15 protein-coding genes are annotated in these 13,846 nt (G+C 73.2%); 7 read left to right on the plus strand and 8 right to left on the minus strand.

The features are described 5' to 3' along the window. Window positions 1–28 precede the first annotated feature (28 nt). Entirely contained in the window at window positions 29–898 is an 870-nt protein-coding gene (locus tag ACZ7LV_RS35915) for a universal stress protein (protein WP_471945553.1), read from the plus strand. A 1-nt stretch (window position 899) separates the two neighbouring features. Here the strand turns inward: ACZ7LV_RS35915 and ACZ7LV_RS35920 are convergent, their stop codons facing one another. Genes ACZ7LV_RS35920 through ACZ7LV_RS35930 form a run of 3 tightly spaced genes read right to left on the minus strand, consistent with a single transcriptional unit; the run spans window position 900 to window position 3,575 of the window. After that, on the minus strand, window positions 900–2,135 hold the full coding sequence (locus tag ACZ7LV_RS35920; RefSeq protein ID WP_471945554.1) for a DUF4032 domain-containing protein: 1,236 nt from the start codon (window positions 2,133–2,135) through the stop codon (window positions 900–902). Window positions 2,136–2,144: 9 nt separating this feature from the next. After that, window positions 2,145–2,891 carry an MBL fold metallo-hydrolase gene (locus ACZ7LV_RS35925; RefSeq protein WP_471945555.1) on the minus strand — a complete coding sequence of 249 codons (747 nt, stop codon included), beginning with the start codon at window positions 2,889–2,891 and terminating at the stop codon, window positions 2,145–2,147. A gap of 54 nt (window positions 2,892–2,945) precedes the next feature. Next, window positions 2,946–3,575 carry an alpha-ketoglutarate-dependent dioxygenase AlkB gene (locus ACZ7LV_RS35930; RefSeq protein WP_471945556.1) on the minus strand — a complete coding sequence of 210 codons (630 nt, stop codon included), beginning with the start codon at window positions 3,573–3,575 and terminating at the stop codon, window positions 2,946–2,948. A 135-nt stretch (window positions 3,576–3,710) separates the two neighbouring features. Between ACZ7LV_RS35930 and ACZ7LV_RS35935 the strand changes: the two genes are divergently transcribed. Together ACZ7LV_RS35935 and ACZ7LV_RS35940 are read left to right on the plus strand one after the other, a co-directional pair. Continuing rightward, window positions 3,711–4,385, plus strand: coding sequence for a TetR/AcrR family transcriptional regulator (locus tag ACZ7LV_RS35935; RefSeq protein WP_471945557.1), 675 nt, complete (start codon window positions 3,711–3,713; stop codon window positions 4,383–4,385). Continuing rightward, window positions 4,361–6,034, plus strand: a complete 1,674-nt coding sequence (locus ACZ7LV_RS35940; protein WP_471945558.1) for an FAD-binding dehydrogenase — start codon at window positions 4,361–4,363, stop codon at window positions 6,032–6,034. The genes ACZ7LV_RS35935 and ACZ7LV_RS35940 overlap by 25 nt, the downstream gene beginning before the upstream one ends. Window positions 6,035–6,057: 23 nt before the next feature. Here ACZ7LV_RS35940 and ACZ7LV_RS35945 read toward each other — a convergent pair whose 3' ends face one another. Next, window positions 6,058–6,408 carry a DUF488 domain-containing protein gene (locus tag ACZ7LV_RS35945; protein WP_471945559.1) on the minus strand — a complete coding sequence of 117 codons (351 nt, stop codon included), beginning with the start codon at window positions 6,406–6,408 and terminating at the stop codon, window positions 6,058–6,060. Window positions 6,409–6,554: 146 nt separating this feature from the next. Beyond that, a complete protein-coding gene (locus ACZ7LV_RS35950; RefSeq protein WP_471945560.1) occupies window positions 6,555–7,451 on the minus strand; it encodes a LysR family transcriptional regulator ArgP in 897 nt (298 codons plus the stop codon). A 98-nt stretch (window positions 7,452–7,549) separates the two neighbouring features. Between ACZ7LV_RS35950 and ACZ7LV_RS35955 the strand changes: the two genes are divergently transcribed. Then, a complete protein-coding gene (locus tag ACZ7LV_RS35955) occupies window positions 7,550–8,167 on the plus strand; it encodes a LysE/ArgO family amino acid transporter (RefSeq protein WP_471945561.1) in 618 nt (205 codons plus the stop codon). Window positions 8,168–8,294: 127 nt separating this feature from the next. Then, window positions 8,295–9,593, plus strand: a complete 1,299-nt coding sequence (locus tag ACZ7LV_RS35960) for an MFS transporter (protein WP_471945562.1) — start codon at window positions 8,295–8,297, stop codon at window positions 9,591–9,593. Window positions 9,594–9,619: 26 nt separating this feature from the next. On the opposite strand, the gene ACZ7LV_RS35965 is transcribed toward ACZ7LV_RS35960, so the two are convergent. The 3 genes from ACZ7LV_RS35965 to ACZ7LV_RS35975 form a co-directional block, all read right to left on the minus strand. Continuing rightward, window positions 9,620–10,075: a cyclic nucleotide-binding domain-containing protein gene (locus ACZ7LV_RS35965; protein ID WP_471945563.1), complete on the minus strand. Its 456-nt coding sequence runs from the start codon at window positions 10,073–10,075 to the stop codon at window positions 9,620–9,622. A 247-nt stretch (window positions 10,076–10,322) separates the two neighbouring features. After that, window positions 10,323–11,795 carry an aminotransferase class I/II-fold pyridoxal phosphate-dependent enzyme gene (locus ACZ7LV_RS35970; RefSeq protein WP_471945564.1) on the minus strand — a complete coding sequence of 491 codons (1,473 nt, stop codon included), beginning with the start codon at window positions 11,793–11,795 and terminating at the stop codon, window positions 10,323–10,325. Between the two features lie 52 nt (window positions 11,796–11,847). Then, the gene (locus tag ACZ7LV_RS35975) at window positions 11,848–12,069 is read right to left on the minus strand and encodes a hypothetical protein (RefSeq protein ID WP_365449305.1); all 222 of its coding nucleotides are present in this window, start codon (window positions 12,067–12,069) and stop codon (window positions 11,848–11,850) included. 156 nt (window positions 12,070–12,225) lie between these two features. Between ACZ7LV_RS35975 and ACZ7LV_RS35980 the strand changes: the two genes are divergently transcribed. Both ACZ7LV_RS35980 and ACZ7LV_RS35985 read left to right on the plus strand, forming a co-directional pair. Beyond that, entirely contained in the window at window positions 12,226–12,669 is a 444-nt protein-coding gene (locus ACZ7LV_RS35980) for an ATP-binding protein (protein ID WP_471945565.1), read from the plus strand. A 186-nt stretch (window positions 12,670–12,855) separates the two neighbouring features. Further along, window positions 12,856–13,713 carry a SigB/SigF/SigG family RNA polymerase sigma factor gene (locus ACZ7LV_RS35985; protein WP_471945566.1) on the plus strand — a complete coding sequence of 286 codons (858 nt, stop codon included), beginning with the start codon at window positions 12,856–12,858 and terminating at the stop codon, window positions 13,711–13,713. Window positions 13,714–13,846: the final 133 nt, after the last annotated feature.

Here is a 13,846-nt window from a genome sequence, read left to right on the forward strand (position 1 = left end):
GGGAAAGCCACACGAGGAGGCAGCCGGGATGACGCGCCCGATCACCGCGGGGTTCGACGGATCCGAGGAGAGCCTCGCCGCACTGGCCTGGGCGGCCCGCGAGGCGGTTCGGCGCGGGACGGCGCTCCGGGTGGTGCACGCCTGGCGGTTCGAGCCGCACGAGGCGGTCCAGGGCGACCACGAGACGCAGGCGCGGTGGGTGCGGGACGCCGTGGACGCGGGCGTACGGACCGTCGGCGGCCGGCACGCCGGCCTGGAGGTGACCACCGACGTGGTCGAGGGCGACGCCGCCGACGTGCTGGCCGCCGCGGGGGACCAGTCGCGGATGCTGGTGCTGGGGTCGCGCGGGCACGGCCGGGTCGTGGGCTTCCTGCTCGGCTCCGTGGGGCAGCAGGTGATCGCCGGGACGTCCTGCCCGGTGGTGCTGGTGCGCTCGGGCGACCGCGCCACGAGCGAGGTGGACGGCCGCGAGATCGTCGTCGGCCACGAGGGCGACGCGCAGGACGGCGCCGATGCCCTCGGGTTCGCGTTCGAGACGGCCGCCGCGCGCGGGGCGACGGTGCGGGCGGTACGGGCCTGGACGCTTCCCCCGGTGTTCGCCTACAGCCCCGGCTCGCTGAAGCTGCTGGACGAGGCGGGCGGGCCGGAGCCGTACGAGGCGAAGGCGCTGCGGGAGGCGGTGCAGCCGTGGCGGGAGCGGTTCCCGGACGTGCACGTGGTGGAGCACGTGGAGATGGGCAGCGCGGGGCAGGTGCTGCTGTCCGTCGCGGGACGCGCCCAGCTGATGGTCGTCGGCCGCCGTGCCCGCCGGACGGCGGTGGGATCCCGGATCGGGTCGGTGGCGCACGGCGTCCTGCACCACGCGCCGTGCCCCGTGGCGGTCGTACCGCCCGGGTGACTCACTCGGGTCCGGGTGCCTCCAGCGGCTCCCGGGCCCGCGGCAGGATGTTCTCGACGTAGTCCTTGACGGCGGTGTCGAGACCGATGTCGTGCTGGGCCCGCTCCGAGAGGTACCAGCGGTGTTCGAGGAGCTGGTGGTAGAGCTCGGCGGAGTCCATCGCGCCGCGCAGGTCCCTCGGCACGGCGCGCACGGTCGGCCGGAACACCTCCCGCACCCAGCGGTGGGCGAGCACCTCGGGGCGGGCGGCACCGGGGTCGCCGGGCGCGTGGTCGTCCTGGGTGGCCATCCAGCTCTCCAGGTCGTTCAGCAGCCGGCGGGCCTGGTTCTCCTCGGTGTCGAGACCGGTGAGGCGCAGCAGCTGCCGCTGGTGATGGCCCGCGTCGACGACCTTGGGCACGAAAATGACGGTGTCGCCGTTGGAGGAGTGCTCGATCTGCATCTCCGCGACGTCGAAACCCAGGTCGTTCAGGCGGCGTATCCGGCGCTCTATGTAGTGGTACTTGCCCGCCGGGTAGACGGAGGTGCGGGTCAGCTCCCGCCACAGGTCGTGGTAGCGGGCGCAGATCTCCGTGCCGAACGCGATGGCGTCGACCGAGGGGTGCAGCGCGCCGGACGCCTCCAGGTCGAGCAGCTCACCGCTGATGTTGACGCGGGCGAGGTCGAGGTCGTAGTCGCGCTGGCCGTCGCTGAGCCGGGGGTGCAGCTCCCCGGTCTCGGCGTCGACGAGGTACGCGGCGTAGGCGCCGGCGTCCCGGCGGAAGAGGGTGTTCGACAGCGAGCAGTCGCCCCACGCGAAGCCGGCCAGGTGCAGCCGCACCAGCAGCACCGCCAGCGCGTCCATCAGCCGGTGCATGGTCGCCGGGCGCATGGTGGTCTCGAACATCGACCGGTACGGCATCGAGCCGCCGAGGTGCCGGGTGATCAGTACGGACTCCAGCGGGCCGCCGTCCGCGTCCGTGCGGCCGGTGACCACGCCGAGGGCGTCCACGGCGGGGATGCCGAGCCGGTCCAGGTCGCGCAGGAGTTCGTACTCGCGCAGGGCGGGCCGCTCGGCCAGCTCCTTGACGGCGACGATCTCGCCGCCCGCGCGGGCGTAGCGCACCACGTGCCGGGAGATGCCGCGCGGCAGCGGCACGAGGTACTCCTCGGGCCATTCCGCCAGCGGCAGCTGCCACGGCAGCTCCAGCAGAAGTGCCGGGTGCTCCGGATTGGTGGCGCTGATCTGCAAAGCCATGGCGCGAGCCTAGAGGGCGCGTTCCCGTGCCCGGCGGGCGGCGTCGGGCACGGATCCCCGGTGGACCGGCCCGTGCCCGGGCAGCAGCACGTCGGCCGCCAGTCCTTCGATCAGCTCCAGTGAGGCCAGTGCCCGGACCCGCTCGCGGTGGAACATGTCGGGCAGCAGCTGCGGGCCCTTCACGCGTGTCGTCGCGTGGCCGGTGACCAGCGCGTCCCCGGAGATCACGACTCCGGCGTCCGGCAGATGCAGGACCGCGTGTCCCTCGGTGTGACCGGGCGTGTGCACCGGCACCGGCCGCCCCGGCAGATCCAGCGGCCCGGCCGCCGGGAACGGCTCGGGCGAGGCCACCGGGAGGTGGGCGGTGCCGCCGGAGCGCAGCGCGTGCACGGCCCAGGGCAGCACGCCCGGACGCCAGCCGTTGCGCAGCACCTGGCCCACGGAGACCTGGTGCAGGAACTCCCGGCGCGCGTGCGGCACCTCCGCCTCGTGCAGGTACACCGGCGTGCCGTACGTCGCGCGCAGGTACTCGGCCGAGCCCAGGTGGTCGTTGTGGGCGTGGGTGATCAGCACCGCCGCCACGGCCTCGGGCGCGCTGCCCACCGCCGCGAGCGAGTCGAGGAGCATGGGGCGGTCCCCGAGGTAGCCGGTGTCGACCAGGGTGACGGCGTCCCCGTCCTTGACGATGACCCAGTTGGTGTTGCTGCCGTGTACGAGGTGGATTCCCTCGGCGACTTCCCGCACGTCTGCCTGCATGATCGTCCCGCCTGGTGAGTTCGCGCCCGACGGGGACAGCAAATCAGATCGGGGTCAGTTCACTCCGCGGGGGCGGTACTGGATGCTGATCCGCGGCCCGGTGGCGCGGGTGGACTTCGGCACGCAGTGCTCCCATGTGCGCTGGCAGGAGCCGCCCATCACGATCAGATCGCCGTGCCCGAGCGGGCGCCGCACGGTCCGGCCGCCGCCGTGCATCGGGCGCAGCAGCAGGTCGCGGGGTGCGCCGACGGACAGGATCGCGACCATCGTGTCCTCCCGGGCCCCGCGCCCGATCCGGTCGCCGTGCCAGGCCACGCTGTCCCGGCCGTCGCGGTAGTGGCACAGCCCCGCCGTGGCGAACGGCTCGCCTAGCTCGCCCGCGTAGTGCCCGGACAGCGCCTCCCGTGCCTCGGCCAGCACCGGGTGCGGCAGCGGGTCGCCCGCGCCGTAGTACGCCAGCAGCCGGGGTACGTCGACGACGTGGTCGTACATGGTGCGGCGCTCGGCCCGCCACGGGACCTCGGCCGCCAGGTGTTCGAAGAGGGCGTCCGCCCCGGCGAGCCACCCCGGCAGCACGTCGATCCAGGCGCCCGAGCCGAGCACGGTACGGCGCAGCCCGTCTAGGGGGCCGAGCCTGACCTCGTCGGTCTGGTCGAAGAGCGATCCCTGGAGGTGCCTGGTCATGACTCCCAGCGTAACCCCGATTCGAATAAGTGTTCCAAGATGGTCGGGGCCCTTTGGATACACCGATGTATCGGATACATTCGCGTATCGAAAACGGCGGAGGGCGACACACGGAAGGACGCGAGGTGGGCAGGAGTGGACGGTGAGCGCACGGCGGGGCGCGTGACCAGGCGGCGCGTCCGCACCCGCGCCAACCTCCTGGACGCCGCGTTCGACGTGTTCGCCGCCAAGGGCTTCGGGCGGGTGTCGATCGAGGAGGTGTGCGAGGCCGCCGGCTACAGCCGGGGTGCCTTCTACTCGAACTTCGCCAGCCTGGACGAGCTGTTCTTCGCCCTCTACCGGCAGCGTGCCGACCTGATCGCCGAGCAGGTCTCCGGGGCGCTCGCCGAGGACGGCCCCGACCTCGACGTCCCCGCCGCCGTCGACCGGGTCTCCGAGGTGCTGCTCCTCGACCTGGACTGGCTGCTGGTCAAGACGGACTTCCTGGTGCACGCCGCGCGCGACGCGGCCGTCGCGCAGACCCTGCTGGAGCACCGGGCCCGGCTGCGCGGCGCGATCGCCGAACGGCTCGCGCGTGCCGTGCCCGCCCACACCCGACTGCCCGCCGTGCTGGGCGGCATCGACGCCGCCGCCCACGCGGTGGTCGCCGCGTACGACGGAGTCACCACCCAACTGCTGCTGGACAAGGACGTCGAGCACGCGCGCGTGTGGCTCCAGCAGCTGCTCACCGCGCTGCTGACCGACGGCAGCGACACCCCCCGACGTGTCAGGAAGGGACGATCGCCATGGACGCCGACGTCATCGTCGTAGGAGCGGGCCTCGCCGGTCTGGTCGCCGCGCACGAACTCACCAGCCGGGGCCGCCGGGTCGCGCTGGTCGACCAGGAGAACGCCGCCAACCTCGGGGGCCAGGCCTTCTGGTCGTTCGGCGGGCTGTTCCTCGTCGACACCCCGGAGCAGCGGCGGCTCGGCGTGAAGGACTCCTTCGACCTCGCCTGGAGCGACTGGCAGGGCAGCGCGGGATTCGACCGGACCGAGGACGAGGACGCGTGGGCGGTGCGCTGGGCACGGGCCTACGTCGAGTTCGCGGCCGGGGAGAAGCGGTCCTGGCTGGAGGGGCACGGCATCAAGTTCCTGCCCACGGTCGGCTGGGCCGAGCGCGGGAACCTGCGCGCCGACGGGCACGGCAACTCCGTACCCCGCTTCCACATCGCCTGGGGCACCGGCACCGGGGTCGTCGAACCCTTCGTGAAGTACGCCCAGCAGGCCGCCCGAGACGGGCTGCTGACCTTCCACCACCGGCACCGCGTAGACCAACTGGTCGTCGAGGAGGGCGCCGCCCGCGGCGTACGCGGCACGCTGCTCGCCGAGGACGACTCCCCGCGCGGCGTCGCGTCCAGCCGTGACGCGGTCGGCGAGTTCGAACTCACCGCCCAGGCCGTGATCGTCACCACCGGCGGCATCGGCGCCGACCACGACGTCGTCCGCCGCCACTGGCCCGAACGGCTCGGCACCCCGCCCGCCGAGATGGTCACCGGCGTCCCCGCCTACGTCGACGGACGCATGCTCGACATCAGTGCCGAGGCGGGCGTGCGGCTGGTCAACCGCGACCGCATGTGGCACTACACCGAGGGACTGCGGAACTGGGACCCCATCTGGCCCGGCCACGGCATCCGCATCCTGCCCGGCCCGTCCTCGATGTGGTTCGACGCCCTCGGCCGCAGGCTGCCCGACCCCTGCCTGCCCGGCTACGACACCCTCGGCACGCTCAAGTACCTGCGCACCACCGAGGACATCGCCGGGTACGACCACTCCTGGTTCGTCCTCACCCAGCGCATCGTCGAGAAGGAGTTCGCGCTGTCGGGCTCCGAACAGAATCCCGACATCACCGCCAAGGACCGCAAGGCCTTCCTGCGCGAACGTGTCCTCGGCAAGGGCGCGCCCGGCCCGGTGGCGGCGTTCCTGCGCCACGGCGCCGACTTCGTGACGGCCCCCGGTCTCGAACAGCTCGTCGAGAAGATGAACGGCCTCACCGACAAGCCGCTGCTCGACTCCGACGCGATACGCCGTCAGATCGAGGCCCGCGACGCCCAGTTGGCCAACCCCTACGGGAAGGACGCCCAGGTGCAGGGCATCCGCAACGCGCGCCGCTACATCGGCGACCGCCTCGGCCGCGTCGCCACCCCGCACCGGATCCTCGACCCGGCGGCCGGCCCCCTGATCGGCGTCAAGCTGCACGTGCTGACCCGCAAGACGCTCGGCGGCATCCAGACCGACCTCGACTCGCGCGCCCTGCGCGCCGACGGCCAGCCGATCGACGGACTGTACGCGGCGGGCGAGGTCGCCGGCTTCGGCGGCGGCGGCGTGCACGGCTACAACGCGCTGGAGGGCACCTTCCTCGGCGGCTGCCTGTTCTCGGGCCGCGCGGCGGGGCGGGCGGCCGCCCGGCAGACCGGCTGACACCCGCCGAGGGCCCGCCTTCCTCAGGACTCCAGAAGGCGGGCCAGCACGGCGACGTGACCCTGCTCCAGGTTCTTCGAGCCGGTCACCAGCGTCACCGTGCCCTCCGCCGCCGTCTTGCGCACCCCGTCGAGGAGCCGCGCCGCCTCGGGCTCGGCGAGCTCCGCCTCGTACCGGCGCGCGAACTCCTCGTAGGAGCCTTCGCCCGCGTGATACCACTGGCGTAGTTCGGTGGACGGGGTGAGCCCCTTGGGCCATTCGTCCACGTGGGCCTCGTCCTTGGCCAGACCGCGCGGCCACAGCCGGTCGACCAGGACGCGTACGCCGTCCTCGGGCTCCGGCGCTTCGTAGACTCGTCGGACTCGGACACTCATGCGGGCGGCCTTTCGCACGGGGAGGGGTGTGACGGGAGCGTACGCCGGGCGGGCGGACGCCATCGCGGAACCCGGCCCGGGACCCACCCGTGTCGGTCGAGGCCACCCGTGATCGGACGCACCTGCCGGTTCCCGCCCGTGCCGGGTCACCGCGGGCGCAGTGCCTCCGCCGCCGCCGCCGTCACCGCCCGCGCCACCGTCGCCAGCGCGGGGGAGTCCAGCTTCCACTGCTGCCAGTACAGCGGCACGTCCACCGCCCGGTCCGGCGCGAGCCGGACCAGGCGGCCGGAGGCCAGCAGCGGCTCGGCCTGGACCTCGGGGACCAGCCCCCAGCCGAGGCCCGCCGCCACGGCCTCGACGAAGCCGTCCGAGGTCGGCACGTAGTGCCGTACCGCGCTCGCGCCGCCACCCCGACGCAGCCGGCGGACGAACGCGTCCTGGAGGTCGTCCCGCCGGTCGAAGAGCACGACCGGCGCGTCCGGGAGGGTCTCGCGCAGCGGCCCGCCCAGATGCCGGGCGGCGAAGTCGGGACGGGCCGCGGCCATGTACCGCATGACGCCCAGGGCCCGTACCGAACAGCCCGTCACGGGCACCGACGACGAGGTCACCGCGGCCATGACCAGGCCTTCGCGCAGCAGCGCCGCCGTGTGGTCCTGGTCCTCGCGGCGCAGTTCGAAGCAGAGCCGCAGCTCCTGCGGGACGCGGGTGAGCGCCGGCAGGAACCAGGTGGCCAGCGAGTCGGCGTTCACCGCGACCGACACCCGGGTCGCCTCGCCGGCGCCGCTCATGCCCAGTTCGGCGCGCGCGTCCCGCTCCAGACGGCCCAGCTGGCGCGCCAGCCGCACGACGACCTCGCCGGACTCCGTCGGCCGCACCGGCTTCGTGCGCATCAGCAGGATCCGCCCCGTGCGCTGCTCCAGGGCCTTCACCCGCTGGCTGACCGCCGAGGGCGTCACGTGCAGCGCGGCGGCCGCCGCCTCGAAGGTGCCCTCGTCCACGACCGCCAGGAGGGTCCGCACCTGGTCGAGAGGAAGCTCCGTCATCACCGCGCCCGCCCGTGAGGCCGTCGACATTACGTGCGCTAAGGATACGTAAGAATCTTTAGCTGTACCCCGGGTGATCGTCTCCGTAGCGTCGAAGCATGTCCCCAGCTCTCTCCGCCGCGGCCGCCGGATTCGGCACCGGCCTCTCGCTCATCGTCGCCATCGGTGCCCAGAACGCGTTCGTGCTGCGCCAGGGGGTCCGCCGCGAGGCGGTCCTCGCCGTGGTCGGCATCTGCGCGCTCTCCGACGCCGCCCTGATCGCCCTCGGGGTCGGTGGGGTCGGCGCGCTGGTGGTGGCCTGGCCGGGCGCGCTGACCGCCGTGGGGTGGATCGGCGGCGCCTTCCTGATCTGCTACGGCGTCCTGGCCGCCCGCCGGGTCGTCCGGCCCCAGGGGGCGGCGCTGCGCACGGAGGGCGAGACGGCGGGTTCGCGCCGGCGGGCGGTGCTCATGTGCCTGGCGATGACCTGGCTCAACCCCCATGTCTACCTCGACACCGTCTTCCTGCTGGGCTCGCTCGCCGCCGACCGGGGGCCGCTGCGGTGGACGTTCGGGATCGGTGCCGTCACCGCCAGCCTCTGCTGGTTCGCCGCGCTCGGCTTCGGCGCCCGGCTGCTCGGCCGCTGGCTCGCCAGGCCGGCGGCCTGGCGCGTGCTCGACGGACTGGTCGCCGCCACGATGATCGTCCTCGGCGTCACCCTCGTCGCCGGCGGCTGAGTCCGCGGACCCGGCCGGCCCGGCCGGGCGGCGGAACGAGGGCACGCCCACCCGGACGTGAGCGCTCACACGGGCCTGCGATAGTGATCCCCGGATTCGAAAGATGTACCGAGCAACCGGGAAGCGCGTGGACACCAGCGAGAGCAGCACCGAGCACCCCGCGGACGATCCCGCCTCCGCGAAGCCGTCCCGCGGCGGCTGGCGGCGCTGGGCGATGGACACCCGCCCCCTGCGCCGCCCCGCCTACCGCCGGCTCTGGGCATCGACCGTCGTCACCGCGGTCGGCAGCCAGCTCACCGCGGTCGCCGTACCGAAGCAGATCTACGACATCACCGGCTCCTCCGCCTGGGTCGGCTACGCGAGCTTCGCCGGCCTGCTGCCGCTGGTGGTGTTCGCCCTGTGGGGCGGCGCCGTCGCCGACACCATGGATCGCCGCAAGCTGCTGCTGATCACCAACACCGGTATCGCCGGCACCTCCGTGCTGTTCTGGATCCAGGCGGTCGCCGACCTCGACTCGGTTGCCGTGCTGATGGTCCTGCTCGCCCTCCAGCAGGCCTTCTTCGGCCTGAACGCGCCGGCCCGCAGCGCCTCGATCGCCCGACTGGTCCCGGAGCACGAACTGGCCGCCGCGAGCGCCCTCGGCTCGACCGTCATGCAGATCGGGCTCGTCGCCGGGCCGCTGCTCGCCGGGGCGCTCATCCCCGTCATCGGCCTGCCCGAGCTGTATCTCATCGACGCCCTCGCGCTGTGCGTCGCCGTCTGGGCGGTGCTGCGGCTGCCCGCGCTGCCGCCGCTCGCGAGCGCGGTGGCGCGGCGTGCCGGGGTGCGCGAGGTCGTGGCCGGCTTCCGCTACATCGCCCGGCACAAGGTGCTGCTGCTGTCCTTCCTGGCCGACATCGTCGCGATGGTGTTCGGCATGCCCCGCGCCCTGTTCCCGCAGCTCGCCGCCGAGACGTACGCCCCCTGGGGCGAGGGCCTCGCCCTCGGCCTGCTGTTCGCGGCCATCCCGATCGGCGCGGTGGCGGGCGGCCTGTTCTCCGGCACCTTCTCCCGGGTCCGCCGGCACGGCTGGATGGTGATCGGGGCGGTGGTCGCCTGGGGTCTGGCCGTCGCCGGGTCCGGGCTGAGCACCGGTCTGTGGGTCGCGGTGGCGTTCCTGGCCGTCGCCGGCGTGGCCGACATGGTCTCGATGGTGTTCCGCGGCGCGATCCTGCTGTCCGCCGCGACCGACGAGATGCGCGGCCGCATGCAGGGCGTCTTCACGGTCGTCGTCGCGGGCGGCCCCCGGCTCGCCGACGTCCTGCACGGCACGGCGGGTTCGGCCTTCGGCGCCCGCACGGCCGTGGTGGGCGGGGGTGTGCTGGTCGTCGTGGTGATGCTGGCGCTGGCGGCGGTCGTACCGGACCTGCGGCGCTACCGCGTCTGAGGGCCGTGCGACGCGGTGGCGTGGTGCTATCTGCCGCCGCGCCGCCGCAGGGTGTACTGCTCCATGAGCTGCCCGCGGGTCGTCTCCAGCCGGTGCGCGAGGATCTCGGCGACGATCCGTACCAGGGACATGCCGAGCTGCGGGTCCTGCTCGCACAGCTCCAGCACCGGCCCCGCCTCGAACTCGTAGGCGCGGACCTGGCTGAAGGCCTCCGCGCCGAAGTCCCATCGATGCGGCGGGAACAGCCACGACCAGCCCAGCAGATCGCCCGCGCCGAGGCTGGCGACGGTCACCCGCTGCGCCGACGTCACCTGCTGGTCGAGGGAGACGGCCCCCGAGCGGATCACCCAGAAGCGGTCGGCGGCGCCGCCGGCCTCGAAGATGCGGGCGTCCTCGGGGAAGGACACCTCTTTCGCCAGCGTCATCAGGCGCTGTCGCTGGGGCGGGGGCAGGGCGGTCAGCAGTTTCGTCGCTTTGGTCATGGCGCAAAGCTCCTCGCCGACGGAAAGGACCGGTGCTCTGTCTATGCCCATTTCAGCCGCTGCGGGCGACCGGAGCACCTCGGGGCATGGAAAAGCCCTGGCTGGACGGGGGAGGCCAGCCAGGGCCGTAGGGGGTGATGTCCGGAGGAGGAGGCCCTCGACCCCGTCACCACATGTATGAACGATAAACCATCGCGGGCCGTGCCACCGCCTCACAAGCGGGTCACGTGACCCGTTTCACGCGAGCTCACCGCTGCGCCGTCACGCGAATCGTCTCCAGGCCGGGGTCGCTGGGATCAGGCAGGTTCATGCCCGCCGCCAGGCCGGTGCGCAGATAGCGCAGCACCGGCTCGTCGAGGCGTTCACCGGGCAGCACGGCCGGGATGCCGGGCGGATACGGCGTGATCATCTCGGCGGCGACCCGCCCCGCCGCCTCGGACACCGGCACGTCCTCCGTGGGGCCGAAGAAGGCGTCGCGCGGCAGGGCCACCTGCGCGAGCCGCAGCCCGGCCGGCGACGGTACGTCGACCCGGGGCGCGGGGCCCAGATCCGGTGCCGCGGCCGCCAGGTCCTTGAGCGCGCAGAGCAGTTCGCCGGTCGTGCCCGCGTCGTCGCCGTGGGTCAGTTGTGCGCCGATACGGCGGTGGTCGGTCAGATGGGCGTCCACGGCGCGCCGCTCGCGCAGCCAGTCGGCGGCCTGGAACCCGGTGATCCCGAGCCCTTGGACGTCGATGACCACGGGCAGCGGGTCGAAGTCGTCGGCGAGGCCGGGCCCGCAGAAGTCGGCACGGTCCTCGACATGCAGACCGTCGATCGCCTCGACGGCGGCCCGGAGGTCCACCGCGAGGTCCAACGTGGCGCCCATCAGCTCGTGCCCGCGCAACGCCATCTGGCGGCGCCAGCCGTCGAGCCCGGCGTAGATCAGCACCGACGGGCTGGTCGTGCTGAGCAGCCCGGCGCGCAGCTTCAGCAGCTCGGGCGGCACCAGATCGCCCCGCAGATGGAAGACGGAACCCTGCTCCAGGCCGCTGCCCATCTTGTGGATGCTCGTCACACAGATGTCGGCGCCCGCGTCCATCGCCCACGACGGCAGATCCGGGTGGAACGGCAGGTGCGCGCCCCACGCCTCGTCCACGATCAGCGGGAGCGACCGCCGGTGGCAGACCTCCGCGACGGCCCGCAGATCCGCGCAACCGCCGTACGGCGTGGGACTGGTGACCAGCGCGCCCTTGGCGTCCGGATGCGCGGCGAACGCCCGGTCGAAGTCGTCGGCCGACGGAGGGTGGGCCAGATGCCGCTCGGCGTCCCAGCGCGGATCGACCCACACCGGTTCGATGCCGGACAGGATCAGGCCCGAGACCACGGACTTGTGGGCGTCCCGCCCGATCAGGAGCTTCTCGTGCGGACCGGCCACCGCCAGCATCGCGGCCTTCACGGACAGGGAACTCCCGCACGTGGTGAAGAACGTGTGCTCGGCGTGGACCGCGTCGGCCATCAGCTGCTCGGCCCGTTCCAGCACGCGGCCCCGTTCCAGCCGGTCGTCCAGACCGCCCGACGCCAGAACGTCCCCGAGGAACACCGCGTCCCCCAGCACCTCCCGCACGGCCGGGTCGGCGCCGCGGGCCTGCTTGTGGCCGGGCGGAGTGAACGACAGCCGCCCGGTGCGCCGGTAGTCGGCGAGGGCTTCCAATACGGGTGCTCGGGTGTGATCGAGGGACATGGGGGCCGGGTTCCCGACGCCCCGGCCGGTAATCGGGGCACCCCGGTGCCTGTCAGCCCACCTCGGCGTGGCGGCCGGGGGTCAGGATCTCGTCCAGGACCCTGAGCACCGCCTCGTAGGTCAGCCGCCGTACGGCGGCCTCCCGGGCTCCGGCCGGGTCGGTCGGTTCGAGGGCCTCGCTGCGCGCCCGCCACGCGCGCTCCTCCTGCTCCGCGCAGGCCCTGCCGCGCTGGATACGCCGCAACAGCTCGTCTGAGTCCACCACATCGGTCATGTTGTCCACATACCCCCGTGTCCGTGATCGATGGCCGGATGACGGGTTTGGTGTGCCGCGAGGGGGTGAGCCGACCTATGAGGGCGGCGCGGACGGACCCCCGTCCCTTCCGGCCCAGTGGTTGCTCTACCACTCGATCGACCAGGGAGCTGAGCAGTGAGCGCGCAGCGGTGGACCGAACCCGCAGGCGGACCGGCTGACGAGGTACGCGCCTGCGGAAGCGACCTGTGCCGGCCGGCGGACGTGCGGCAGGCGATACGGCACGCGGTGGCCGGCCGGTGCCGGGACGTCGGTACCCCGTGCGACGAGAGAGGTCTTACCGACGCGCTCCTCGTCGCCTCGGAGCTGACGACCAACGCCATCCTGCACGGCGGTGGCGTGACCGGCGTCGAGATCGACGTCGTCGGTCACGAGGTGCGGGTCTCGGTGAGTGATCGCAGCGACCGGCTGCCGGTGACGAGGGCGCCATTTGACGAGCGGGGGCGCCGGCGGGTCGGCGGGCACGGCTGGCCGATCGTCTGCCGGCTGGCGTGCGACGTCCGGGTGGCCGATCTGCCGACCGGCGGCAAGCGCATCACCGCGGCGGTCCCTGTTTTCTGAGAGACCTTCGGCAGCCCGGAGTTTGTTCCTCCGGCACCCGGGCAGACGCATTTTCGTGCTTCGGACCGGAGGCGCGCCAGCGGGGAGCGGTACGCGCTCCGAGGGCCTCCGGGTGATCGGGGGGCCGACACCCTTCCCGCGGACAGTCCCTGAAGTCCCTTAAAGACCGTTCAGGAGCGATTCCGCATGCTCATCGACATGTCGACAAGCCGTCCCGGCACACCCGACTCCGCCAACTCGCCCGCCACACCCCGCCGGCGTCACGACGACGCCCCCGCGACCGCCGACCTCTTCGCCCGCCTGCACGAGCTCCAGGACGGGCCCGAGCGGGAGGCCCTGCGCGACGAACTCGCCACCGCCTGGCTGCCGATGGCCCATCGCATCGCCAGCCGCTTCCGGGACCGGGGCGAGTCCCTCGAGGACCTCAAGCAGGTCGCGGCGCTGGGCCTGGTGAAGGCGATCGACCGGTACGACCCCGCCCGCGGCGCCTTCGAGAGCTACGCGGTGCCCACCATCACCGGAGAGGTGAAGCGGCATTTCCGGGACCGGATGTGGGCGTTGCGGGTGCCGCGGCGTGTGCAGGAACTCCGCAACAAGGTGCGGCTCGCCCGCCGGGAGCTGGCCCAGAACCCGGGCGCGCCGGAGCCCACCGTCGCGGAGATCGCCACGCACACCGGGCTCACCGAGGAGGAGGTCGCCACGGGGGTGGAGGCCCTGGAGAGCTTCAGCACCCTCTCGCTCGACGCCGAACTCTCCTCCGCCGACGAGGGCTACAGCCTCGCGGACACCCTCGGCGCGCCGGACGGCTCGTTCGACGTGGTGGTCGACCGGGAGTCCGCGAAGCAGAGCCTGCGCAATCTGCCGGAGCGTGAGCGGGCCATCCTCTACATGCGCTTCTTCGAGGACATGACGCAGAGCCGCATCGCGGACCAGCTCGGCATCTCCCAGATGCACGTCTCCCGCCTCATCAGCCGCAGCTGCGCCCGGGTCCGGGACGAGGCCCTCGGCCACCGCCCGAACCAGCCCGGCGCCACCGCGCACTGACCCACCGCCACACGCGCCGGGCCCCGCGACATCGCGGGGCCCGGTCGCGTCGTGGCCCGTCGCGCGCCCGCGAAGGGCACCACGGCCCACGTACACGCACTCGGGCCCGCGTCCGGATGCCGAGCGGCATCCG

The sequence above is a fragment of the Streptomyces sp. NPDC107562 genome, assembly GCF_055657325.1.